Origin of the sequence: Zavarzinia aquatilis (assembly GCF_003173035.1) — a bacterium.
Classification (GTDB): domain Bacteria; phylum Pseudomonadota; class Alphaproteobacteria; order Zavarziniales; family Zavarziniaceae; genus Zavarzinia; species Zavarzinia aquatilis.
Window position 1 is genome coordinate 142,790 of record NZ_QGLE01000010.1, and the last position, 23,731, is coordinate 166,520.

Here is a 23,731-nt window from a genome sequence, read left to right on the forward strand (position 1 = left end):
TCAGCCCGGGCCGCCGCCCAGCGCCTGACACAGGGCGATATAGGCGGACAGCGCGCTCAATCGGCTCTGCGCCAGCGCGCTTTCGGCGCTGCGCCGGGATTCCTGGGAATCGAGCCAGGATTGCAGGCTGACCGCGCCGGCGCGGAAGCGCCTTTCATAGAGACTCTCGGCCATCTGCGCCGCCGCCAGGGCCTTTTCCCGGTCGGCGACCTCGTCGGCATAATGGCGGCGGGAGGCGAGGGCGTTTTCGACATCGCCCAGCGCCTGATAGAGGCTCTGGCGGAAGCCGACCACCGCTTCCTCGTAATCGAGCTTGGAGACCTCGATGTTCAGTTGCGTCTGGTCCCAGTTCAGGAACGGCAGCACGAGGCCAAGGCCAAGGCTGGCCACCGGATTTTCGAGGACGTCGATCAGGCTGGTGCTGCCGGTGCCGAGGCTGCCGGTCAGGCTGAAGCCGGGATAATAGGACAGGCGCGTCGCGTCGGCGCTGGCGAGGGTGGAGCGCAGGCGCAATTCCGCCGCGCGCAAATCCGGCCGCCGGCCCAGCAGGCTGGCGGGCAGGCCGGCGTCGATGACGGGCAGGGCTTCGCGCGGCAGGCGCAGGGTCTCGGGCTTTACCGCTTCGGGCGGGCCGTCGAACAGGATGGCGAGGGCGTTGCGCTGTTCCGTTCGCTGCTGGAGGAGGCTGTGCAGGCTGGCCCGCTGGTTTTCGAGATTATAGCGCGCCTCGGCCCGTTCGAGGTCGGAAGCGCCGCCGGCCGAAACCATGCTGTCGATGAGGGCAAGGGTCTTTTCGGCATAGGCGATGCTTTGCCGGGAAAGCTCGATCCGCTCGTTCAGATAGGCGATGGTCCAGTAAAGATCGGCCACCGTGCCGACGAGACTGAGGGCCGCTGCGTTCAGGTCTTCTTCCGTCGCCGCCGCCTCGAAATGGGCGGCGTCGGCCGCGCGGCCCAGCTTGTTCCACAGGTCGATTTCCCAGGTGGCGGCGGCCGAGGCGCCGGACTGGCGCGCGGTCGCGCGGGGATCGGACAGGGTCCGGCTACCCTCCATGCTGGCGCTGGCCGAGAGCTGGGGCAGGCGCTGGTCGTCGGCGATGCCCGCCGTCGCCCGCGCCTTGCTCACCCGGATCGCGGCGAGGGCGAGATCGTTGTTGCGGGCCAGCGCCTCGCCGATCAGGGCATCGAGCGCGGGATCGTGGAACGCCTTCCACCAGTCGGTGCCCAGCGCCTGCCCCCCGGTGGCGGCTTCGGCCCAGGTGGCGGCGGTCACGGTTTCCGGCACCCGGTAAGGCGTGTCGAGCGCGCCGCAGCCGGCGAGGGCGAAGGCGAGCAGAAGCGGGCTGTATTTCATGAGGTTACTCGCGCGACAGGGCCTCGACCGGGTCGAGACGGGCGGCGCTGCGCGCCGGCAGGAAACCGAAGACAATGCCGATGAGCGAGGCGCAAAAGACGGCGAGCACGATCGACGGCACCGAAAAGGCGAGGCGGAACGACGACGACAGGCTGGAAAACACCGCGCCGAAGGACAACGCCAGCAGGATGCCGAGCACGCCGCCGACGAGGCAGACCATCACAGCCTCGATCATGAACTGGCGCATGATGTCGCCCTGACGCGCGCCAACCGCCATGCGGACACCGATCTCCTTGGTCCGCTCGGTCACCGACACGAGCATGATGTTCATGACCCCGATGCCGCCGACGACGAGGGCGATGACCGCGATCATCGAGATCAGCACAGTCATGGTCTGCGTCGTCTTCTGGATCGTCTCGCGGATCGTGTCGGTGTTGACGATGAAGAAATCCTTGGCGCCATGGCGGCGGGTCAGCAGGCGGATGATGCCCTGTTCGGCGGCATCGCTCGACACCGCGTCGTCGACCCGGACGGTGATGCTTTGCAGGAAGGACTGGCCCAGCATCCGGTGCAGGGCGGAGGTATAGGGGATATAGATCTTCAGCGTGTCCGAGGCGCCGAAACCGCTGGTGACGGGATCGAGCACGCCGACGATCCGGCACGGCACATTGCCGAGGATGATCACCTGGCCGAGGGCGCTGGTCCGGTCGGGGAACAGCTTGTTCGCCGTGTTGCTGTCGATCACCGCGAGCTGGGCCATGGCCTTCACTTCGCCCGCGTCGAAGCCGCGGCCGGCGGCGAGCGTGTAGCCCTTCACCCGGAAGAACTGTTCGCCGACGCCATTGACCGAAACCGTCAGCGCCTGATCGCGCCACAGCAGGACCTTGCTGGCCGCGACCGACGGCGTCGCGCTGTCGACGAAACCCTGCAGGCCGAGGACTTCGGCGTCGGAGGCGACCAGGGTTTCGATCTTGGCGCTGTCCCGGTCGCCGAAACCCTTGCCGGGGAAGACCTCGACCGTGTTGGTGCCGATCGAGGAAATATCCGCAAGGATGCGCTGCTTCGAGCCTTCGCCCAGCGCCACCACCGACACCACCGAAGCGATGCCGATGATGATGCCGAGCATGGTCAGGAAGGTGCGCAGCTTGTGCGCGGCCATGGCACGCAGCGCCATGCGGAAGGCTTCGCCGAACCGGTCGAGACCGGCGCCGAGCCGGGCGAGGGCAGGGGGCGTGCGGGAAGCGCCGGGGGGTGACACTTCCCGCACTACGTCAGTGACCGTTGCGCCGACCGGGGGGGTTCGGCGCTGGTCGCTGACGATGGCTCCGTCACGGATTTCGATACGGCGGTCGGCGATGGCGGCGACCGCGGCGTCATGGGTGACGATGATGACGGTATGGCCCTGACCATGCAGTTCGCGCAGCAGCGCGAGCATGGCCTGGCCGCTCTGGCTGTCGAGGGCGCCGGTCGGCTCGTCGGCCAGGATCACCTGACCGCCGTTCATCAGCGCGCGGGCGACGCTGACGCGCTGCTGCTGGCCGCCGGACAATTGCCCGGGGCGATGGGTCAGCCGCTCGGCAAGGCCGAGGCGGGTCAGCAACTCGGTCGCGCGGGCATGGCGCGCGCCGCGCGGCTCGCCGGCATAGACCGCCGGCACCTCGACATTGGCGACGGCATCGAGATCGGCCAGCAGGTGGTAACGCTGGAAGATGAAGCCGAAATATTCCCGCCGCAGATGGGCAAGCTCGTCGGCGTCGAGGCTCGCCGTCTCGCGTCCGTTGACGCGGTAGGTGCCCACGCTCGGCCGGTCGAGACAGCCGAGGATGTTCATCAGGGTGGATTTGCCCGAGCCCGAGGCGCCGATGATCGCCAGCATCTCGCCCCGCTCGACCACCAGATCGACATCGTGGAGCACGGTAATGCTTTCGTCCCCCGCCGGGAAACTTCGCCCGATGCCGGAGAGTTCGAGAAGCGGCACACCCATGATTACAGGCCCATCCGCGGCATGCGCATCTGCATCGAGGTTCCGGCGGCGGCATCGCCCAGCACGACCTTGTCGCCGATGGCGAGGCCTTCCTTCACCTCGACATCGGTTTCATCCTCGATCCCGGTGCGGATCTTGCGGGGGGCGATCGCGCCCGTGGCATCGACCACCTGCACCGTGTAACCGCCGTCGGCATCCCGGCTGCCGAGGGCCGTCGTCGGGATGGTGACCGCGCCCCTGGCCGCGCCGAGCACGATGGAGACCTGCGCCGTCATGTCGATGCGCAGGCGCCCGTCCGGGTTCGGCACGTCGAAGATGCCGTTGTAATAGATCGCGGTCGAGGTGCTGCTGGACGAGGAGGAGGACGAAGACGAGGAGCTGCTGGTGTCGGAATTGATCGAGGTCGGCGCCGGCTCGATCATGCGCAGGGTTGCGTCATAGCGGTGATCTGCGTCGCCGAGGATGGTGAAATAGACCGGCAGGCCGTCGCTGACCCGGATGATGTCGGCTTCCGAGATTTCGGCCTTCACCGTCATCGTGTCCAGCCGGGCGATCTTGACGATGGTCGGCGTGGTCTGGTTCGAGTTGACGGTCTGGCCTTCCTCGACCACGACGGCGACCACCGTGCCGTCGATCGGTGCGACGATCCGCGTGTAACCGAGGTTCAGCCGGGCGGTCGAAACCTGGATATCGGCCTGTTCGATCTGGGCGTCCAGCGCGTCGATCTCGGCCCGCGTGGCGGCGAGGGTCGCCTCCGCCGTCTCGTAATCCTCGCGCGGGGCGGCATTGGCGGCGAGCATCTTCTTCTGCCGGGCGAAGGCGAGTTCCGCCTGTTTCAGCGTCGCTTGCTTGGCCGTCCGCTGCGCCTTCACATTGGCGAGCTGGGCCTCGGCATTCTTCAGGTCGTTTTCCTGGGTCTTGGAATCGATTTCCGCGATCAGGTCGCCGGCCTTGACCACGCTGCCGAAATCGACCTTCAGCGATTTGATCTGGCCCGAGACCTGGGCGCCGACGCTGACCTGCTTGAAGGCTTCGAGGGCGCCGGTCGCCAGCACCACCTGTTCGATATCCTTCCGCGCCGCGGTCGCCGTCAGATAGCGGGGCGCCTCGGTCTCGGCCGGGAAGAACCACAGTTTCGCCCCCCAGAGCGCCGCGCCGGCGATGGCCAGCAGGGCGACGACGCGAAGGAAACGGACAAGGCGCATGACGGAAACTCTCGGAGACCGGGGTTCATGAGGGGCAGTCTAGAGCGCGCCTTGCCTGCCTTGGGTCAAGTCTTCGCCAGGCAATCGTCAGGAAAGTGCAAAGACCCTTGCGGACGCCCGCGTTCGCGTATCGTCTGCAGCCATGCGCAAGCGGACGGAAGAAGACCCGTGCATATCCTGCTGATCGACGACGACGCCGAACTGGCCGCCATGCTGACCGAATATCTCGGCGCCGAAGGCTTCGCCACGACCGTCGCCCTGAACGGGGAGGCGGGACTGGAGGCGGCGCTGGCCGGTCCTTACGACGCCGTCGTGCTGGATGTGATGATGCCGCGCCTCGGCGGGATCGAGGTGTTGCGCCGCCTGCGCGAGAAAAGCCGGGTGCCGGTCATCATGCTGACCGCCAAGGGCGACAATATCGAGCGGGTGATCGGCCTCGAGATGGGGGCGGACGACTATATCCCCAAGCCCTGTTACCCGCGTGAACTGGTCGCCCGCCTGCGCGCGGTGCTGCGCCGGACAGGCGGCGCCACGCCCGCAGACGACACATTGCGCCTCGATGCCCTCAACCTGTCGCCCGGCCGCCACGAGGCGACCTGGGCCGGCCGCGCGCTGGACCTCACGGCTTCCGAATTCACCCTGCTCGAGGTGCTGCTGGCGGCGGGCGAGCGGGTCTCGACCAAGGACGAGCTGTCGGAAAAGGCCCTCGGCCGCAAGCGCCAGCCCTATGATCGCAGTGTCGATGTGCATATGAGCAACCTGCGCCAGAAGCTGGCCGCCGCCGCGGGCGACGCCCTGCACATCGAGACGGTGCGCGGCATCGGCTACCGCCTGGGACGGGGCGCCGCGGCATGACCCGCCGTCTGTTCTGGAAAATCCTGATCGGCTTCTGGATCACCTTCCTGCTGATCATCGAAGGGGTGTGGCTGATCTTCACCCTGCGCGACGCCCCGCCGCGCGAGCATGAAATCGCGCAAAGCCGCCTCGTCGCCGAGGCGCAACTGGCGGACGCCGCCTTCGCGCTGGAAGAAAGCGGCATGGCCGGGCTCGACGCGCTGCTGGCCGACTGGCCGGCCGCTCTTCGCGCCCGCTTCGGCCTGTGGGGCGCGGGGGCGACCCTGCCCATGGCCGACAATACCCTGACACGGGAAGCGGTCGCCGCCGACGGCAGCCGCTGGACCTTAAGCTATGACGCGACGCCGGTGCCACGCGTCCGCCCCGGCCCGCTCGACGTCCCGCCGCCCATGATCTACCTCGGCATCATCGGCGGCCTTGTGTTCAGCGCCGGCCTCGCCGGCTATCTGACCTGGCCGATCATCCGGCTGCGCGGCGGTTTCGCCACCCTCGCCGGCGGCGATCTGGCCGTCCGGCTGGCGCCGCGCATGGGGCGGCGGCGGGACGAGATCGCCGATCTCGCCAAGGATTTCGATGCCATGGCCGAACGGCTGGAAGCCCTGGTCAGCCAGCGCGACCAGTTGCTGAACGATGTCTCTCACGAACTCCGCTCGCCGCTCGCCCGGCTCCAGGTCTCGATCGGTCTCGCCCGCCAGAACCCGGAGCGCTTCGACGCCGTGCTGCACCGGATCGAGGACGAGGCACGGCGCATCGACGCCATGGTCGGCGAATTGCTGAGCCTCGCCCGGGCCGAAGCCGGCCCGCCGCCGGGTGACGATTATTTCGACCTGAACAGCCTCGCCCTCGCGGTGATCGGCGACGCCCGTTTCGAGGCGGAACCCGCCCGCCTGACCATCGCCAGCAATCTGGACGCTGGGCGGGTGGAAGACGTGCTGATCGCGGGCGATGCCGAGTTGATGCGCCGGGCGCTCGAAAACGTGCTGCGCAACGCGATCCGCCACGCCCCCGCCGGCAGCACCGTCAGCGTCGATATCACCCCCGGGCCGGACCGCGTGGCCATCGCCATCGCCGACGAAGGCAAGGGCATGGCGGAAGCCGATCTCGCCCGCATGTTCGAGCCCTTCGTGCGCGGCGCTGGCGCCCATCAGGGCGGCTTCGGCCTTGGCCTCGCCATCGCGCGGCGCGCCGTCCTGTCCCACGGCGGCACCATCGAGGGCCACAACCGGCCGGGCGGCGGACTCGAGGTGCGGATCGAGCTCCCGGTCGCCCCGACCTGAGCGAACCCGCCCATTCAGGGGGGACGATGGCCACGCTTCCACGGCCACAATGCCCGGCACCGGCGTGAGCGCGCCGATTCATAAAAATCGGGGAGATTCCATGGAAGCGGCAAAGAAGATCGAGCCGGGCAGCGTGACCTCGGCCCGCTACTGGCGGCTGGACCGCCGGCCCGAGGTGGAAATCGAAGACGGCTGCCTGTCGATGCAGACCATGCCCATCGCCCCGCTGGCCGAGGGGCAGGTCCTGATGCGGGCGATCTACCTCTCGCTCGACGCCACCAACCGGCTGTGGATGGAAGATATCGAGGGCATGTACATGCCCCCCGTCGCGCTGGGCACGCCGATGCTGGGCTTCCTGCTGGCCGAGGTGATGGACAGTCGCAATCCCGGCTTCAAGCCCGGGCAGCTGGCCATGGGCCTTGGCTTCTGGTCCGACTACATGGTGACCGACGGCGCCGGCTGGACCGCCCTCGACCGGCCGGCGGGGATTCCGCTGCCGCTCGCCTTCGGCGTTCTCGCCATCGCCGGGCCGACCGCCTGGTTCGGCCTCCTCGATGTCGGCCGGCCCAAGCCGGGCCAGACCGTCGTGGTCAGCGCCGCCGCCGGGGCCGCCGGTTCCTGCGCCGCGCAGATCGCGAGGCTGAAGGGTTGCCGCGTCATCGGCATTGCCGGCGGCGCCGAGAAATGCGCCTGGCTGAAGAACGAGGCCGGGCTCGACGCCGTCATCGACTACAAGGCCGAGAATGTCGAACAGGCGCTGCGCCGCCTCGCCCCCGAGGGCATCCATGTGCTTTACGAGAATGTCGGCGGCGACATCCTCGACGCCAGTCTGACTCACATGGCACAGAACGGCACCGTCGTCGTCTGCGGGCTGATCTCGACCTATAACGGCGGCATCGGCGCGGCGGGACCGAAGATGTTCCACAACGTGATCATGAAGCGCCTGCGCATCGAGGGTTTCGTCGTCCTCGACTATTTCGCGCGCTATGCCGAGGCCTGGGCCGAGCTGATCCCCTGGCTGCAGCAGGGCCAGCTGAAATTCCGCCTCGATATCGCCGAGGGGCTGGACCACGCGGTCGATGCCCTGCGCTCGATGTACCACAGCGGCAATTCCGGCAAACTGATGGTGCGGATCGGCGCCGAGCCCTGATCCGCGTCGGATCCCGGCGGCAGGGCAGCGCCGCCGGGATCGCCCCTCGTCACTTCACGGCATAGACGTCATAGGTCACGCCGCCATGGCCGACCCGGCCGGTGGCGATGGCGACCAGATTGTTCAGGTGCTGGTAAGCCGGATGGCCGGTCTCGAACAGCGGCTGCGTGCGGAAATAATAGAGCGAGGGATCGACCGCCTGCGCATGGTCGAAATCCATCGCCTGCGCCAGCAGATCGGGCGGCACCACCAGCCGGCCGCCATAGGTCATGTAGATGCGCGCGCCATCGTCGGTTTCCAGCCAGATGCGGACGTCGATGGCGCCCGAGCCGTCGGCACGCAGGCGCAGCCAGTCACCACCGCCCGCCAGCACCTTGCCGCGCAACCCGGGCCCTTCGAAACTGCCGCCGGTGACATAGACCGTCAGCATGTGGCCGGCCGGCGTCGGGCCGCCGTCGATCGCCGGTTGCAGATTGATGTGGGTGGTGAACAGGAATTCGGTTTCCGGTGCCATGCGCGTCTCCCCTTGTTTTGCCCGACTGTCGGCCTTTCGCAAAGCAGGGCCACCCCCCGTCCTCGGGGGGGAAGGGCGGCAACGGAATCCGCGAAGATGGCGGGGCCGGAAACAAGGCACGACAATTTTCAGGGAGAGAGTGAATGACCGCCAATCCGCACCGACTGGACGGCAAGGTCGCGCTGATCACCGGGGCCGCGCGCGGCCTGGGCGCCGAAACCGCCCGCGTCCTGGGCGCGGCCGGCGCCACCGTCATGGTGACCGACGTCCTTGAGGCGGAGGGCCGCGCCACCGCCGAGGCGCTGAAGGCCGCCGGCCTCAAGGCCTTCTTCCGCCGTCAGGACGTGACCAGCGAGGCCGACTGGGACGCCGCCGTCGCCGCGACCGTCGCCGAGGCCGGCGGCCTCGACATCCTCGTCAACAATGCCGGGATCGAGGTCGTCCACAGGATCGAGGACACGACGCCCGAGATTTTCGAGCGGGTGATGCGGGTGAATTCGACCGGCACCTTCCTCGGGATGCGGGCTGCGGTCGCGGCGATGAAGCCGGGCGGGGCGGCCGGCAAGGGCGGCGCCATCGTCAACCTGTCGTCGATCGCGGGCCTGCGCGGCTTTCCGGGCGTCACCGCCTATTGCGCCTCGAAGGGTGCGGTGCGGCTGATGACCAAGGCGGTGGCCATGGAATGCGCGGCGCTCGGTTACGGCATCCGCGTGAATTCGCTGCACCCCGGGCTGATCGCGACCGACATGGGCACCGCCCTGCTCGGCCATTTCGTCGCCGCCGGCCTCGGACCGGACGAGGCGACGGTCGCCGCCATGTTCGCGGCGCGCCAGCCTTACGGCGAAGGCAAACCGTCGGATATCGCCGAGGCCGTGCTCTATCTCGCCAGCGATGCGGCGGGCTGGGTCACCGGCGCCGAACTTTCGGTCGACGGCGGCTTCGCCAACGGCTGACCCCCAGCGGTTACAGCACGCGGGCCCGCCGTGCCTGGCGCACGGCCTGGGTCCGCGTGTTGGCGCCCAGCTTGATGAAGATCTGCTTCACATACCATTTCACCGTCTCCGGCGTGATGGTCAGGGCACCGGCGATTTCCTTGTTGGTCAGACCTTCCGCCATGCAGGCGAGGACTTCGCGCTCCCGCCCGGTCAGCTGCTGGTACAGCGTCTGATCCGGCGGGTCTTCCTCCCGGGTCGCCAGCATGTGGGTGGGCTGGGCCCGGGCCTGCGATTTGCCCGCGTCGGCGAAGCTGACCACTTCCGCCCGGCGCTGGCCCTGCGGCTCGCGCGCGCCGGTCAGCAACTCGGCGATGAACGTCTGCTTCGCCACCGGCAACTCGACGAGGGCGGGGCTGGCCGACAGACCCTTCAGCAACGGCAGGAGATACAGCCGCTGGTCCCGGAACACCCGCAAGTACCGTCGGGGCAGCGCGGAGGCGAGGGCCTGGCGGAAGCTGGCGATGGCACCGCCATGATCGCCGGTCGCCCATTGCGCGGCGGCCAGCAGGATGAGACCGCTGATCGTGTCGCCGAAACGGCCCATGGCCTCCGCGTCGGCGACATAGGTTTCGAGATAGTCGAGGCTGCGGCGCGCCTCGCCCAGCATGATGTCGGCGCGCGCCTCGCCCAGGCGGATGATCTCGTTGGTGACCGTGGTCGCGGTCCGGCCGTGGGCGGGGTCTTCCGCCTGACGCAGGCCCTCCAGCCGGTTCAGCAGGTGGCGCACCTGACGCCAGTCGTTGGATTGCAGGGCGAAATGCAACCGCTGCACCACGCAGGCGGCAACGACCCTGGTGAAGTTCAGCCGGTTGGTCACCGCCTCCAGCCGGTCCAGCCGTTCCATCGCCCGTTTCATGTCGCCTTCAGCGGCGTGCAGCCGGACGAGCGAGATCGGCCCCCGCCACGAGAAGGTCGGCGGCGTCCGGGAACAGACGATGTCGAAACGCCCGGCCAGCAGCTTCTGCGCCCCGAGCGCATCATCGAGATCATAAAGCAGACCGGCGAGGCAGGAGGCCGGCATGCTGGCCGGCACCGAGCGGCGCCCGCCCGCCTCCTCGCCGAGGCGCAGCGCCTCCTCGTAGGACTCGATCGCCTTGTCGAAATCGCCGCGCTGCTCGTGCACCGCCCCGGTGACGCAGGCGGCATAGATCATGGTGAAGCGGCTGCGCTCGGGCGCGGCCCAGCTTTCGCCCATGACCTGCGCCTCGAGCGCGGCATCATATTCCCCGGCCAGCAGCTTGTTGTAGGTGACGACATTGGCGAGGGCGCCGATCTTGAACTGGTCGTCGCGCGGACCCTGCGCCAGCCATTGCTCGGCCTGGCGCAGGCCCTCGGCCGTGTGGTCGTTCAGGGTGAAGAACGCTGCCTTCAGCGCCTGAAGCTCGAGTTCGAGCTTGCGATCGGGCACGTCGCGCCGGGCCAGCGCCGCCTCGACATCGGCGATGGTCTTGGTCGCCTCGTCCATGCGCATGGACAGGGTCAGCGCCCAGGCGACATCGACCGACAGGTCCAGCCTCTCCTCGAACAGGGCCTTGGGCAGGCGCTCGTACCAGCTCATCAGGAGGAGGATCTGCGCCGTCTCGACCAGACGGCGGGATTGCTTGGCGATCAGTTCCACCGCCCAGGCGGCGTTGCCTTCCTCGATCGCGTGGTGGATCGCCTCCGACACTTCCCCGCGCGAGGTGAACCAGCGCGCGGCGCGGCGGTGCAGGCCGGTCAATTCCTCGGCCGGCAATTGCTGCACCTCACCCGCGAGAAATTCGCGCAGCAAAGGGTGCAGGCGCGCCCAGCCCTCGGTGCCTTCGAGCGGGATGATGAAGGGCACTTCCTCGACCAGGCGCCTTATGCGCGTCGCCGAATCCGTGGTCGCCAGCATTTCGTCGCACAGCGCCGGACAGAAGCGCGAGACGACCGAGACCTGCACCAGCCAGCGCCGGTCGTCCTCGTCGATCGGGCGGAACACGGTCTCGCGGATGTATTCGGTGATTTCCTTGGTCTCACCGCAAAAGGTCTCGACGAATTCCGAGACATTGCGCTTGCGCGCCAGCGACTGGCTGGCGAGACAGAGACCGGCGACCCAGCCTTCCGTCGCCTGGTTCAGCGTGTCGATATCGGTCAGGCGCAAGAGGTCGTGGCCACGCAGGCGAAAGAATTCGATCGCTTCGGCGATGTCGAAGCGCATCTCGCCGATGCCGGTTTCCTGTACCCGGCCCTGCACCTTCAGCCGCGACAGGCCGAGCCAGGTCGCCGGACGCCCCGCCAGCACGAAATGCAGGTTGGGCGGGGCGTAATGGAACAGGTCATAAAGGATCGACAGGGCCGGCGCCGAGTTCAGCTCGTGCACATCGTCGAGGAAGATATAGATATCGTCGCTGAGCTGCTGGACCTCGTTGACGATGAAGCCCGCGACCTGAAAGGGCGCGAGGTTGCCGGAAGCCGAGAGGAAAGACGTGGCCCCCTGCCGGTCGCCCTCGAAAGCCTGATCGAGGGCGCCGAGCAGGTAGGAGAGGAATTGCGACGGCTCGTTGTCGTGTTCGTCGAGGCTGAGCCAGGCGATCTTGCCGCCGTCCATCAGCAGGCGTTTGCGCCAGTCGGCCAGCAAGGTCGTCTTGCCGAAGCCGGCTGGCGCCCGGACCAGCGTCACCGTATGGGCCGGAAGATTCTCGAAGTAATCTTCCAGGTTTTTGCGACGCACAAGATTGGTCAACAAACTTGGCGGCAGAAATTTGGTTCTAACCAGCATCGCGGCACCAATCCGAAGTAGCTTCGGTTCTCGTTATTATTGCGCCTTGAACGGTATGGCACCTGTTGGTTGCCTTTTTGCCGGTTTTACCGACATTCCTCCCTACCGTTCGCCCCCGATTATGCAAAATGTGAGACAGCTCGCCATAGAACTTATTCCCAATCGCGTTCACATTCAGGCGACAGCCGTCTGCTTGCGCTCTTCGGCGAAGCCGATGTACCAGTCGATCGCCGGTGGATTGGCCATGGCGTCCCGGCTCGCCGCCTTTTCGGGCGCCCAGCCCATCAGGATCTTGCGCAGGGGCACTTCCAGCTTCTTGCCGGTCAGCGTATAGGGCACGTCCGGCACCTGATGGATTTCATCCGGCACATGGCGCGGGCTGCAGTCGAGGCGCAGCTTGCCGTTGATCGCCTTGCGCATCGCCTCGTCGAGCACGCGGCCCGGCTTGAGTTTCACGAAGAGCGGCATGTAGAAATTGCCGCCCGGCAGTTCGCAGCAGACGATGATGCTGTCCAGCACGCCATCGACCTGTTCGACCGCGCGATAGATTTCCGCCGTGCCGATGCGCACGCCATAGCGGTTCAGCGTCGAATCCGAGCGCCCGTAGATGTAGCAACCGCCACGCTCGTTGATCTTGATGAAATCGCCATGGCGCCAGACGCCGTCGAAGACCTCGAAATAGGACTCGCGGTAACGCTTGTCGCCCTTGTCGTTCCAGAAGAATGCGGGCATCGACGGGAAGGGCGAGGTTACCACGAGTTCGCCAACTTCCCCCGTCACCTCGCGGCCATCGTCGGTCCAGGCATGGACATCCATGCCCAGCATCCGGGTCTGGATCTCGCCGGCATGGACCGGCAGCGTGGGTGAGGCCCCGACGAAGCCCGAGGCGATCTCGGTGCCGCCGCTCTGCGAGGTGACCCAGAGGTCGCGTTTCACCTTGTCGTAGAACCAGGCGAAATTCTCGGGCGTCGATGGTGAGCCGCCGAGCAGGATGGATTCCAGCCGCGAGAGGTCGAAGTCCCGCCCGGGCTCGATGCCGTTCCGCTCCAGAATCTGGATATAGGTCGGGCTGGCGCCGAAGCAGGTGGCGCCGGTATCCGCCGCCATCTTCCACAGGACATCCGGCCCGGGGTGGACCGGGCTGCCGTCATAGAGCACGACGGCCGAGCCCATCAGAAGGCCGGCGAGGATGATGTTCCACATCACCCAGCCCGTCGTCGTATAGAAGAAGATGACCCCGCCCGGCTTCAGGTTCAGGTGGAAATGCGCGAGCTTCATCATCTCCATCAGGGCGCCGACATGGCTGTGCACGATGGCCTTGGGCAGGCCGGTCGTACCGGAGGAGAAGACAACCCACAGCGGATGGTCGTGCGGCACCCGTTCGTAGGAGAACAGGTGGCCGGGGACCGGCGAATGGTCCATCAGCTCGCGCCACAGCACCGCATCGGGCACCGGCGGCGCCTCCACGCCCGGCCGCAGGTAAGGCAGCCAGACCACGGTCTTCAGCGAGGGCAGGGCGGCGATGATCGAGCGGGCCTCTTCCAGCCGGTCGAAATCCTTGCCGCCGAAGCGATAGCCGTCGGCCGCGAACAGCACCTTGGGCTCGATCTGCGAGAAACGCTCGATCACCGTCTTCACGCCGAATTCCGGCGCCGCGCTCGACCACACCGCGCCGATGGCGACCGTCGCCAGCATGGCGACGGCGGTCTCGACGATATTGGGCATGTAGGAGACGACCCGGTCGCCCGGGCCAACGCCAAGCGCCCGCAGTTGCGTGGCGAGGATGCGCACCTGGGCGCCGAGCTCACGCCGCGACAGGGTGCCGAGCGGCCGCGTCTCGGACAGATGATAGAAACCCGGCTCGTCGACATTGCCTTCATAGCGCAGCATGTGTTCGGCGAAATTGACCCGGGAGCCCTCGAACCAGCGCACCCCCGGCCCCATGGTCAGCCGGTCGACCACCCGGCTGTAGGGGGTGGAGGACTGAACCTCGAAGTAATCCCACAGGGCACCCCAGAAGGCTTCGATCTCGGTCACCGACCAGTGCCACAGGGCATCGTAATCGGCGAGGTTCAGGCCCCGACGGTCGCGCAGCCAGGTCAGAAACTGGGTGACGTTGGATTTCTCGACGAAGTCCTTCGTCGGGGTCCAGAGCAGTTCGCCTTCCTTCACGGTGGTCACGTCTCGAAATCCTTTCAAGGCAAGGCCGCCAGACGGCCGAGCACGGCCTCCGGCTCCGCATCCGGCGGAATGCGCGCGTAAATGAATTGTCCGCCCTCGGCGGCGGCACCCTCGCCCCGCCAATAGGCCTGCGGCAGCTGAATGCCGGCAGCCTTGCCGGCGGGCGCGATGACGAAATCGACGGCGGAAAGCTCGGCGCCATCGTCGAGACGCAGGCCGACATCCCAGCGATAGTGCCCGGCGATGTTGAGGACCGCCTGACAGGCGGCGAGGTCGTCGTCGCCGGCGGCGATGCCCGGCACTTCCTCCATCAGGAGGACGTCGATCCCGGTGTCGCCGAAGGCGCGCAGGAAGTCGGCCATATACATGGCGGCGCTGTCGACATCGTCGAGCGTCACCTCGTCGTCATCCGGCAAGCCCGCCTTCGCCGCGGCATAGAGGATGAAGGCGCGCGGGCTGGGAATGACGAAGGCGAGCGGCTGGCCGCCATAGGTCAGGCGCAGACCCTCGAGCAGGGCGCGGATGTGACCCCGCAGGTCCTCGTCGGCCAGCAGCACCTTCAGCGGATAGAGCAGACGCTTTCGCCCCGCCATGGCCGACACCAGATCGCCGTGTCCCGCCAGCCAGAAGTCGAGCAGGGGCACGAGCGGCAGGGCCGCCACGTCCGGCCGCAGCAGGCCCTGCGCCTTGCGGTGCCAGTCGATGAAGCGGGCGACATCCCCGAAGGGAATGTCGCCGGCCGCGAGGAGGCGCCCGCAATAGTCCGTGTGGTCGATCCAGCGCGGCCGCCGGCCGCCCCGCATCAGGAGATCGCGAAACGCCCCCATGCCCTTAGCCCTCGAGTTCGGCCACGCGGGCCTCGAGCGCGGCGATGCGCAGCTCGCGCGGGTCGGCCATGAACACCGGCTGGAGGGCGCCCGCCTCCATGATCTGCCGGGTCTTGCCGCTGCCGGCGATGATCCGGCCGTTGTCGCCCCACGAACCGAAATAGGGCAGGTCCGCGTCCGGTTCGTCCCGTACCCAGTCGCGGACGAAATCGGCGTAAGGCTTGCCCCTTGCCTTGCGGGCGGCCCGTTCGGCGTCGCGCGCCGCCCTGGTGCCGGCCTCGTCGACGATCAGGGTGCGCCGGTCGTAGACGACGCGATAGATGTCGAAGGCATTCTCGTGGCTGATCAGGCCCTCGCTCAGGTCCTTCATCACCGCCGAGGGCTCGCGCTCGAGGACGTCGCCGTAACCGCCGCCGGCACCCTGGCAGATCATGTAGATCTCGCCTTCCTGCACCATCTCGAAGGTCATGCCGGCGTCCGCCGTCACATAGCGGCCGGCCTCGATCGGCTGCTCGTTCATCAGCTCGACGATGTCATAGGGGAAGCGGGCGGCGTTGCCCTTCTCCTTGAACCAGTCGAAGACGTTCGAGTCCTTCACCTTGGCGATCGGATAGGCCGGGCAGCTGTAACCGCCGAAGAGCCCGGGGGCGGAGCAGAACCACGAGCCGGACTGGCCGGTCATGAAGCCCCACATCGAGGTGCCGCGCGCCGTCACCATCTGCTCGTAGCCGAGGCCGCCGCGATACTTGCCCCAGCCCACCCGGTCGGTCGCCAGATGCTGGGCGATCAGCCGGACCATGGGCAGTTCTTCCTCGGCGAGTTCATATTCGCCGGTGTCGCACATGAAACCGAACAGGGGCGAGACACCGTGTTCGCCGTCCTTGTTCTCGCGCGCACCCTGGCCGTTGCCGTTGATGTCGGCGCAGAAGTTGCCCGTCACTTCCATGTGCTGGGTCAGGCCGCCGTAAACGAAGGTGGCGGGCTGGTTGTACTGCGCGGCAAGGGTCACGGTCGCCCGCGCCTTGGCGCCATCGGGCAGGCCGTAGATGAACTTCGGGAAGGACACCGTCGCCACCGTGATCGTCCTGAACATGGGCAGCAGGCTCATGGCGCAGGGCGCGTCATTGTTGGCGTCGAGCAGGGAATTGGCGTCGGACTCGAAATCGAAGGCGGCGAGCACGCCCTGGTTATGCGGCAGGTCCGGCCAGATGTTCTGCAGAACGCCGGTGAGGAAGCAGACCTTGGTCGAGCCCATGACGGCATTGACCGAACGGTTGGACAGCTGGGGCGAGGTGCCCCGGAAGTCCATGGTCATGCGGTCGCCCTTCACCCGCGCGGCGCAGGCGACCTTGAGCAGGGCCGGCTCGCGCAGGGTCGAGTCGATCCAGGTGTTGAAGCGGACGACGCCATCCGGCAGCTCGGCGATGCGGCGATGCACCTCGGCTTCGGTATCTTCAAGATTACGGCGGAGATAGGCGATCAGCGCATCCTTGCCGAATTCCGCGATCACCGAACGCACCCGGTCCATCAGGCGCAGGCAGGCGTGCAGCTTCACCTTCAGGTCCTCGAACTGCAGCTTCGGATCGCGCACCGAATTCTGCAGGAAGGTGAGGATGTCGCGCTTCACCTGGAAATTCTCGACGATGCGGAAGGGGCTCATCTTCAGCCCCTCGTCGAAACGGGATTCCGCCTTGGCGGGCATCCCGCCCGGCTCGATCGCGCCGTTCTCGCCCTCGTGAATGGTCGAGGACACCCAGCACACCAGTTCGCCCTCGTGGAACACGGGCATCATCATCGACTGGTCGGTGTTGTGGATGCCGCCGTAACGCGAGTCGTTATGGATGAAGCCGTCACCGTGACGGACGCCCACCGACGGATCGTTGGTCCAGTATTTGTTCACGAACTTGATCGGATACTGGCAGACCCCGGCGAAAGTGACGATGCCGGCCGGGGAGATTTCCGACAGGTCGCCGCTGGCCGAGAAGATGGCGGTGACGAGGTCGCCCCATTTGGCGCCGGGGGCGGCGCCCATCTGCTCGACCATGCGGAAGCTCTCGGACAGGGCCGAGACGACGCGGCCACGCACCTGGTTCAGCAGATGCGGATCGTCGTGTTTCTTCATCGCCGCGTCTTCGGCGGCCGTGCGCGGCTCCAGCTTGTGGTTGCGCATGATCGCGGGGTCGGGTCCGTAGAAGAGCTGATGCTCGTCGACGAAATCCTGCAGCAGCTTGCGGTCGCCGACGCTGAGGGTGGCAATCCCGGGCATGACGTTCATGGTTGCGTTCCTTTTTCGTCAGGCGTCGATGCGGGTGAACCAGGCCGCGCCCTGGGCCGCGGCCTCGAAGCGCCAGCCGGGTTCGACCAGATAGGTGGTGTGACTGGTGGTGATGACCGCCGGCCCGTCGATGACGACGCCGTGCTCGAGCGCGGCGGCGTCATAGACCGCCGTCTCGATGGCGCCGTCGTGATCGACGAAATGGCACTTGCGGCTGCCCACCGGGGCGGGCGCGGGCACGCGCTTCTGGCCCGGATGGATGTCGGCGAAATCGACCGCGTCGATCTCGACATAGGAGCAGACGCGGATCGTGTTGATGCGCACGCCCGCTTCCGCCGCCTGGCTGCCTTCGCCGAAGCGATCGCCATAGGAGGTGTGGAACTGGTTGATCAGTTTCACCACGTCGGCCAGCGTCTCGAGCCGGGTCAGGTCGGTGACCACCGTGGTCTGGACCCGCTGGTTGCCATAGCGCATGTCGAGTTCGAGGCGATAGCCGATCTTGTCGACCGGCATCCCCTGCCGCAGCAGATCCTCGCGACCCCGGCGCTCCAGCTCCTCGACCATCGCGTTGAATTTGGCGAAATCGGTGAAGAGCTGCTTCGTCATGCTGTCGAACAGCACGGTGAAGGTCGACATTTCGTGGATGTGCAGCTGGGACAGGTTGCCCGCGCCGCAGGCCGAGAACACCGAGGCGAAGGGCGGCGCCAGAATGCGCCCGATACCAAGGCCACGGGCGATGCCGCAGGCGTGCAGCGGGCCGTTGCCGCCATAGGTCAGCAGGGTGAATTCGCTCGGCTCGTAGCCGAAGGTGCGCAGTTCGGTGGCGACGCCGTTGGCCATGTCGAGGTCGACGGTGCGCTTGATCAGCTTCGCGGCCTCGATGAGGTCGAGATCCATCGGGTCGCACAGCTGGTCCTCGATCACCTGGCGGGCGCGGCGCGGATTCAGCTTGATGTAACCATTGGCGTAATTGGCGGGATCGAGATAGCCGAGCAACAGGTCGGCATCGGTCACCGTCGGCTTCATGCCGCCACGGTCGTAGCAGGCGGGGCCGGGGTCCGAGCCGGCGCTGGTCGGGCCGCATTGCACGGTGTCGTACATGCGGTTGTGCTGGGCGATGGAGCCGCCGCCCGAGCCGAGCGTCGCCAGATGGACCATGGGCACGGAAACGAGCCAGCGTTCGATGGTCGGCTGGAAGTCGTAGAACTTCACGCCGCCGTCGACGACGAGGCCGATGTCATAGGAGGTGCCGCCCATGTCGGTGGCGACGACATTGCCGAGCTTGGCGCATTTCGCCAGATGCTCGGCCGCGGCGATGCCCGAGACCGGGCCGGAGTGCACGGTCTGCAGCGCGTCGGTCGAATTCAGCTGCGCCATGCCGCCCGAATTATGCACGACCAGCATCGGCTTCACGTAACCCGAGGCGCGCAGATTGCGCTCCAGCGAGGAGAGGCCGAAATACATCACCTTGTGCAGGAAGGCGTCCATGATCGTCGACATGGAGCGGACGTATTCGCCCTTGCGCCCGGCGACCTGATGCGACAGCAGCAAGGGCACCGCGCCCAGCATGTGTTCGGGATAATCCTCGACGAAGATTTCCTGGACGCGCAGCTCGTGCGCCGGATTGACCACGGAATTGGCGAAGGCGACGACCAGGGCTTCGGCGCCCGCGTCGACGAGGTCGCGGATCTGGCGGCGCAGATCGTCCTCGTCGAGTTCGATCAGCACTTCGCCCTTGTAGTCGATGCGCTCGCGGACGATGCGGATCATCTCGATCGGCACGATCGGCTCGGGCCGCGCGGCGTTCGGGATATCCTGCTGTTCCTCCATCGAGAGGCCTTCGCCGTAACCCCGGCCGCGCGACAGCGGCACGGTCGACTTGAAGCCCGCCGTGGTGATGAGGCCGATGCGCGGCCCCCGCCGCTCGATCAGGGCATTGGTGCCGAGGGTGGTCGCGTAGCGGACCGAATCCACCTCGGCCAGCATCTGCTCGCGCGAGGTGCCGACCTCGCGGCAGGCATAGTCCAGCGCCTCGTTGAAGCCGAGGGCGAGATTATGCTTGGTGGTCAGGGCCTTGGACTGGACGTAGCGGTCACCCCAGATGACGAAGCAATCGGTGAAGGTGCCGCCGATATCGACAGAAACGCGCTTCATCTGGTTCAGCCCTTCGTCGCTTCGTGATCGTGGTGGTGATGATGGTGGTGGTGGTGATGCCCCTCGGGCCGGGGCAGGTCCTTGCCCGGGGTGCGCTCCACGACCGGCTTGCGGTTGGCCCATTGCGCCTTCAGGGCGTCGATGTCGAATTCGATGTCATGGGTGGGCGGATGGCCCGGCACGGTATATTCGGTCTCGACCAGCGTGCCGCAGGACGGGCAGTAGTATTCGAGGATGCGGCACCAGCGCGGATTGGGCGCGAAGGTGAAGTCGTAACGCTTGGGGTCCAGCATCGGCTTGTGGATCTCGGACGGCTCGCGGTCGTGGATCAGCAGGCCGGTCTTGTAATTCTCGCGGGCGCTGGCGATCTCGTGATCGCAGCGGCGGCATTCCCAGGTCTCGCGCGTGAGGTCGAGGCGGAGGTATTCGGTGACGAGGACTTTCACGTAAGGTCTCCTCAATGGTCGCGGGCGAGCAGGGTGTCGCGGTTGGAATTCACGCTGAACCGCCAGCCCCGGCCGATGCGGGCCGTGAAGAAGGCTTCTTCGAGAATGCAGGGACCGGCCGCGCTCGCGCCCGCCGGTTGGTCTTCGAGCCGATGCACGGCGAGGCTGACCTCGCCTTCGCCCGGCACCGACAGGCGGCGCTGGCCGGCGATCCCGGCGGCGGACGCGGCGGGTGCCGCGCCGTTCACCAGTTTGGCGTGGTTGATCGGGCGCACCGCCCGCAGCTCGACGACGATGTCGCCCGCCCCGGCGAGGGCAGCGGGCAGGGCGGTGCCCCGGCTCCAGGCGATGGCTTCGCCCGCGCCCGCGCTGTCCCTGGTCAGCGACCAGTCGAGGCGGCAGTCGGCGAGGTCGAAGCCCTCGGCGAACATGTCGCGCTTCGCCCGGTCGACCAGCTCCGACGCCGCCGCCTCGAGGGCTTCGGCCGAACCCGCGCCGACGTTACGGCTGTAACCTTGCGCGATATCGGAAAAACCGATGCCGAAGGCCGAGAAGACAGCGGCGAGGCCCGGGATGATCACCTGGCCGATGCCGGCCGCCTCGGCCACCGCCGAGACGACGAAGGGCCCGGCCCCGCCGAAGGCGGCGAGGGTGGTGTCCGCGTCGATCGTCGTGAAGGCCTTCAGGCTGTCGGCGATCTTGCCGACCCAGGCCTTTTCCGCCGCGGCGAGGGCCGCCGGCAGATCGAGGCCGAGGGGTTCGGCGATGGCGGAACGCACCGCCGCCTCGGCCCGCGCGCGGTCGAGGTTCATCGCCCCGCCGAAATAGGTCGCGGGGTCGATCAGGCCCGTCAGCAGGAAGACATCGGTGATGGTCGGCCTGGTGCCGCCGAGGCCGAAACACGCCGGCCCGGGCGCGCCGCCGGCCGATTCCGGCCCGACCACGATCGCGCCGTTCTCGACCTTGAGGATGGAAGAGCCGCCAACGCCGACCGAGACGATGTCCGAGAGCGGGAAGGAGATTTCGATATTCTCGATCTCGCCCCGGCGCAGCGCCCGGGGGGCGCCGTTCTCGACAAGGCCGATATCGGTCGTGGTGCCGCCGATGTCCATGGTCAGCAGGCGCTTGAAGCCATAGTGCGCGGCAAGGGCGCGGGCGCCTTCCATGCCGCCCTGCGGGCCGGAGCCATAGGTCTTCACCGCGACGGTGCGGGCGACGCGGGCGCTGTCGCCGTCGTTACGGAAGATCAGCAGGGGGTTCTGGTGCTTCCACTCGCGCAGGATCGCTTCCGCGTTGTAGAGGAAGCCTTCCATCGCCGGATGCAGGAAGGCGTTGATCAGGGCCGACCAGCCGCGCCGCGCCGCGTCGCCGTCGTCGACCAGCTCCGAAGCGCAGAGCACGGGCACGACACCAAGGAGGTGACGCGGGAACTTGCGCAGGATCGCCTGTTTCAGCCGCTTCTCATCGGCCCGGTAATCGCCGCCGCCCAGGCTGATGACGATGCGGTTGGCACCATTGTTGGTCAGGGCATTGATCGCCGAGACCAGCGCGCCGTCGAAGGCATCGCCGGTGAGGGAAAGGTCGACCGCCTGGACCCGGTCGCCGACGAGGACGTCGAACATGGCCTTCGCCTCGGCCGTGGCGGCGAGGGCGGCCGGATCGTCACCGGCCGACTGGATCAGGCCGAGGCGCGGTCCCTTCTTCTCGACGATGGCGTTGGTGCCTTGCGTCGTCGAGTAGCGGATGTGGTCGGTGGCGACCAGCAGGTCGAGCAGCTTTTCCTCGCCGTAAACGGCGACGGAGGCTTTCTTCAGACCCTCGAAGAAGCATTTCGACAAGTCATAGGGCGTCGTGATGGTCTTGGTGTGATGGACCTTCGCCCCGTCGATCACGCAGATGTCCGTCAGCGTGCCGCCGTTGTCGATATTGATGAGCAGACCCATGCCCTCTCCCGCGTCTTGGGGGAAGCGCCAGTGGGTGACCCCGGCGTCGGGCAAGGCTTCGCCGTCGCCCGGCGCCGGGGCCTGTGGCCCGGCCCCGCGCGGGGGAAGACATGCTCAACCTGACGTTTCCTCGTTTTCGTTGACGCTATTTTCGGCGGGGGACCCCGGTCCATATCCCCCCGATCGGGGGGAGGGGGTTAGGGGGCGGTCAGGGGGGCGGGAAGCCCCCCTAGCGCCGGCCCGCGCGGGCGGCGACGCCAGCGATGCGCATCAGGGCGCGGGCGGTCAGGGCATCCGCCGGATTGCCGGTGGTCTTGCAGTCGAGTTCCGCCTCGACCAGAAGGTCGACGGCGTCGAGCAGGCGCTGCGCGCTCCAGCGTGGCAGCTGGGCCTTGAAGGCGCGGTCGCGGGGGAAGCGAATCGGCGGGCGCATGGCGGCGAGGGCACGGTCGAGCTGCAACCCCTCGTCCATCAGGGCGCGGGCGGCCTGCAGCTGCAGCACCTGACGGCTGACGGCGCGCAGGATGGTGATGGCGTTTTCCCCGGCCTGGCGGCAGCGCTCCAGGCTGCGCTCCAGCCGGGACATGTCGCCGACGAGACAGGCGGAGACGACATCGTCGATACCGATTTCCGAGGCATCGCCGACCACCGCCCGCACATCGTCGAGCGTGACCGTCTTCGCTTCGGTCCCCATGTAAAGGACGAGCTTGTCGAGTTCCCCGCGCGAGAGGGCGCGGTCGGCGCCAAGGCGCTCGCTCAGCCAGCTTTGCGCCGCCGGCTCGATGGCGAGACCGGCCTTCTTCAGCACGGCGTCGATCAGGTCGTCGACCCCGGCGGCATCGTCCGGGTAGCAGGCGATGGCGGCGCCGTTGCCCGCCTCCTCGACCGCCGTGCGCAGGGTGCTGCGCTTGTTCGGCAAATCGCCCGCCTCGACGACGACGAGGGCATCGCCCGCCGGGGCTTCGAGAAAGCCGGCGATCAGCTTGGCGTGCTTGTCCGCGACCTCGCGCAGGCGAATCACCCGGCGGCCGCCGATCATGGAAATGGCCGCCGCCTCGTCCGCGAGGCGGGCCGGGTCGTCGTCGAGCATGGCGCCGGTCAATTCGGCGACACGGAACGGATCGTTCAGGTCAGGGACCACACTGCGGGCGAGCCGGGCCGCGCGTTCGCGCACCAGACCGTTGTCGGGCCCGAAGATCAGCGCGAGGCGCACGGCCGCATCGGGCTTCGCCAGGAAGCGGTCGATGGCGGCGCCGGCCAGCTTCACGGCCGGGGCTCAGTTTCTCGGGCGGGTTTCGAGATAGCTTGCGATGCGCGAGCGGATTTCGTCCGCCAGCTGGCCCGAAGCCCGGCGATAGGCGTCCTGCTGGGCGGCGATGGCGCCATATTCGGACTGCGGCACGTTATAGGCCGTGGTCGCCCGGGCGAGTTCGTTCATCACCATCTGGCCGGAGCCAAGATCGACCAGCGAAATCTTGCCGCGCATGGTCACGGTATAGCGGGTGATCGACGAATCGGTCTGGATCAGGCCGCCCAGTTCGATGGTCTCGAGCTGGACGTCGAGGCGGAAGCGCGGATTCTGCGCCGAACGGCCAGCGGAAATCTTGTCGATCAGATCGTTACGCAGGATCTGGGCGGTGCGATCCTTGCCGATCGGCCCGATGGCGACCGAGCCGAGCAGATTTTCCGCCTCGGCCGAGGTGGAATGGCTGCCGTACATCGGCTGGAAGCCGCAGCCGCCGAGCGCCAGCGCGGCGCCCAGCACCCAGGCCGCCGCGAGACGGTGCAGCCCGGAGGCGAGGGGGGTCGACGGCGTGCGCGGCATGGGA

Annotated in this window: 17 protein-coding genes; 4 read left to right on the forward strand and 13 right to left on the reverse strand. The window is 67.4% G+C overall.

Annotated features, from left to right (window positions below):
* From DKG74_RS16350 to DKG74_RS16360, 3 genes are read right to left on the reverse strand one after another with little or no spacing between them, the layout of a single operon-like run.
* Positions 1 to 1,353, reverse strand: coding sequence for an efflux transporter outer membrane subunit (locus DKG74_RS16350; protein ID WP_109907249.1), 1,353 nt, complete (start codon positions 1,351 to 1,353; stop codon positions 1 to 3).
* 4 nt (positions 1,354 to 1,357) lie between these two features.
* Entirely contained in the window at positions 1,358 to 3,337 is a 1,980-nt protein-coding gene (locus tag DKG74_RS16355; RefSeq protein WP_109907250.1) for a MacB family efflux pump subunit, read from the reverse strand.
* Between the two features lie 2 nt (positions 3,338 to 3,339).
* Positions 3,340 to 4,542 (reverse strand): efflux RND transporter periplasmic adaptor subunit, encoded by a 1,203-nt coding sequence (locus tag DKG74_RS16360; protein ID WP_109907251.1) that lies wholly within the window; start codon positions 4,540 to 4,542, stop codon positions 3,340 to 3,342.
* Positions 4,543 to 4,710: 168 nt separating this feature from the next.
* Here DKG74_RS16360 and DKG74_RS16365 point away from each other — a divergent pair, with 168 nt between their 5' ends.
* From DKG74_RS16365 to DKG74_RS16375, 3 genes are all read left to right on the forward strand, one after another.
* Positions 4,711 to 5,397, forward strand: a complete 687-nt coding sequence (locus DKG74_RS16365) for a response regulator transcription factor (RefSeq protein WP_109907252.1) — start codon at positions 4,711 to 4,713, stop codon at positions 5,395 to 5,397.
* The gene (locus DKG74_RS16370) at positions 5,394 to 6,674 is read left to right on the forward strand and encodes a HAMP domain-containing sensor histidine kinase (RefSeq protein ID WP_109907253.1); all 1,281 of its coding nucleotides are present in this window, start codon (positions 5,394 to 5,396) and stop codon (positions 6,672 to 6,674) included. Before DKG74_RS16365 ends, DKG74_RS16370 begins: the two co-directional genes overlap by 4 nt.
* Positions 6,675 to 6,774: 100 nt before the next feature.
* A complete protein-coding gene (locus DKG74_RS16375; RefSeq protein WP_109907254.1) occupies positions 6,775 to 7,824 on the forward strand; it encodes an NADP-dependent oxidoreductase in 1,050 nt (349 codons plus the stop codon).
* A 49-nt stretch (positions 7,825 to 7,873) separates the two neighbouring features.
* Here DKG74_RS16375 and DKG74_RS16380 read toward each other — a convergent pair whose 3' ends face one another.
* A complete protein-coding gene (locus DKG74_RS16380) occupies positions 7,874 to 8,338 on the reverse strand; it encodes a DUF3237 domain-containing protein (RefSeq protein ID WP_109907255.1) in 465 nt (154 codons plus the stop codon).
* A 143-nt stretch (positions 8,339 to 8,481) separates the two neighbouring features.
* On the opposite strand from DKG74_RS16380, the gene DKG74_RS16385 reads away from it, so the two are divergent.
* Complete coding sequence (locus DKG74_RS16385; RefSeq protein ID WP_109907256.1) at positions 8,482 to 9,291, forward strand: glucose 1-dehydrogenase; 810 nt, start codon at positions 8,482 to 8,484, stop codon at positions 9,289 to 9,291.
* Positions 9,292 to 9,301: 10 nt separating this feature from the next.
* Here the strand turns inward: DKG74_RS16385 and DKG74_RS16390 are convergent, their stop codons facing one another.
* From DKG74_RS16390 to lptE, 9 genes are all read right to left on the reverse strand, one after another.
* Complete coding sequence (locus tag DKG74_RS16390; protein ID WP_165837726.1) at positions 9,302 to 12,028, reverse strand: winged helix-turn-helix domain-containing protein; 2,727 nt, start codon at positions 12,026 to 12,028, stop codon at positions 9,302 to 9,304.
* A gap of 222 nt (positions 12,029 to 12,250) precedes the next feature.
* Entirely contained in the window at positions 12,251 to 14,257 is a 2,007-nt protein-coding gene (locus tag DKG74_RS16395; RefSeq protein ID WP_207779386.1) for an acetoacetate--CoA ligase, read from the reverse strand.
* Between the two features lie 14 nt (positions 14,258 to 14,271).
* Entirely contained in the window at positions 14,272 to 15,084 is an 813-nt protein-coding gene (locus tag DKG74_RS16400) for a hypothetical protein (RefSeq protein ID WP_133251613.1), read from the reverse strand.
* Between the two features lie 4 nt (positions 15,085 to 15,088).
* A complete protein-coding gene (locus tag DKG74_RS16405; protein ID WP_109907259.1) occupies positions 15,089 to 17,359 on the reverse strand; it encodes a hydantoinase B/oxoprolinase family protein in 2,271 nt (756 codons plus the stop codon).
* Positions 17,360 to 17,377: 18 nt separating this feature from the next.
* The gene (locus DKG74_RS16410) at positions 17,378 to 19,513 is read right to left on the reverse strand and encodes a hydantoinase/oxoprolinase family protein (protein WP_109907260.1); all 2,136 of its coding nucleotides are present in this window, start codon (positions 19,511 to 19,513) and stop codon (positions 17,378 to 17,380) included.
* 5 nt (positions 19,514 to 19,518) lie between these two features.
* Positions 19,519 to 19,959 carry an acetone carboxylase subunit gamma gene (locus DKG74_RS16415; RefSeq protein WP_109907261.1) on the reverse strand — a complete coding sequence of 147 codons (441 nt, stop codon included), beginning with the start codon at positions 19,957 to 19,959 and terminating at the stop codon, positions 19,519 to 19,521.
* Positions 19,960 to 19,970: 11 nt separating this feature from the next.
* Positions 19,971 to 21,902 (reverse strand): hydantoinase/oxoprolinase family protein, encoded by a 1,932-nt coding sequence (locus tag DKG74_RS16420; protein WP_109907262.1) that lies wholly within the window; start codon positions 21,900 to 21,902, stop codon positions 19,971 to 19,973.
* Positions 21,903 to 22,131: 229 nt separating this feature from the next.
* Entirely contained in the window at positions 22,132 to 23,169 is a 1,038-nt protein-coding gene (holA, locus tag DKG74_RS16425; protein WP_109907263.1) for a DNA polymerase III subunit delta, read from the reverse strand.
* A gap of 9 nt (positions 23,170 to 23,178) precedes the next feature.
* Positions 23,179 to 23,727 (reverse strand): LPS assembly lipoprotein LptE, encoded by a 549-nt coding sequence (gene lptE / locus DKG74_RS16430; protein ID WP_109907264.1) that lies wholly within the window; start codon positions 23,725 to 23,727, stop codon positions 23,179 to 23,181.
* Between the last annotated feature and the right edge of the window lie 4 nt (positions 23,728 to 23,731).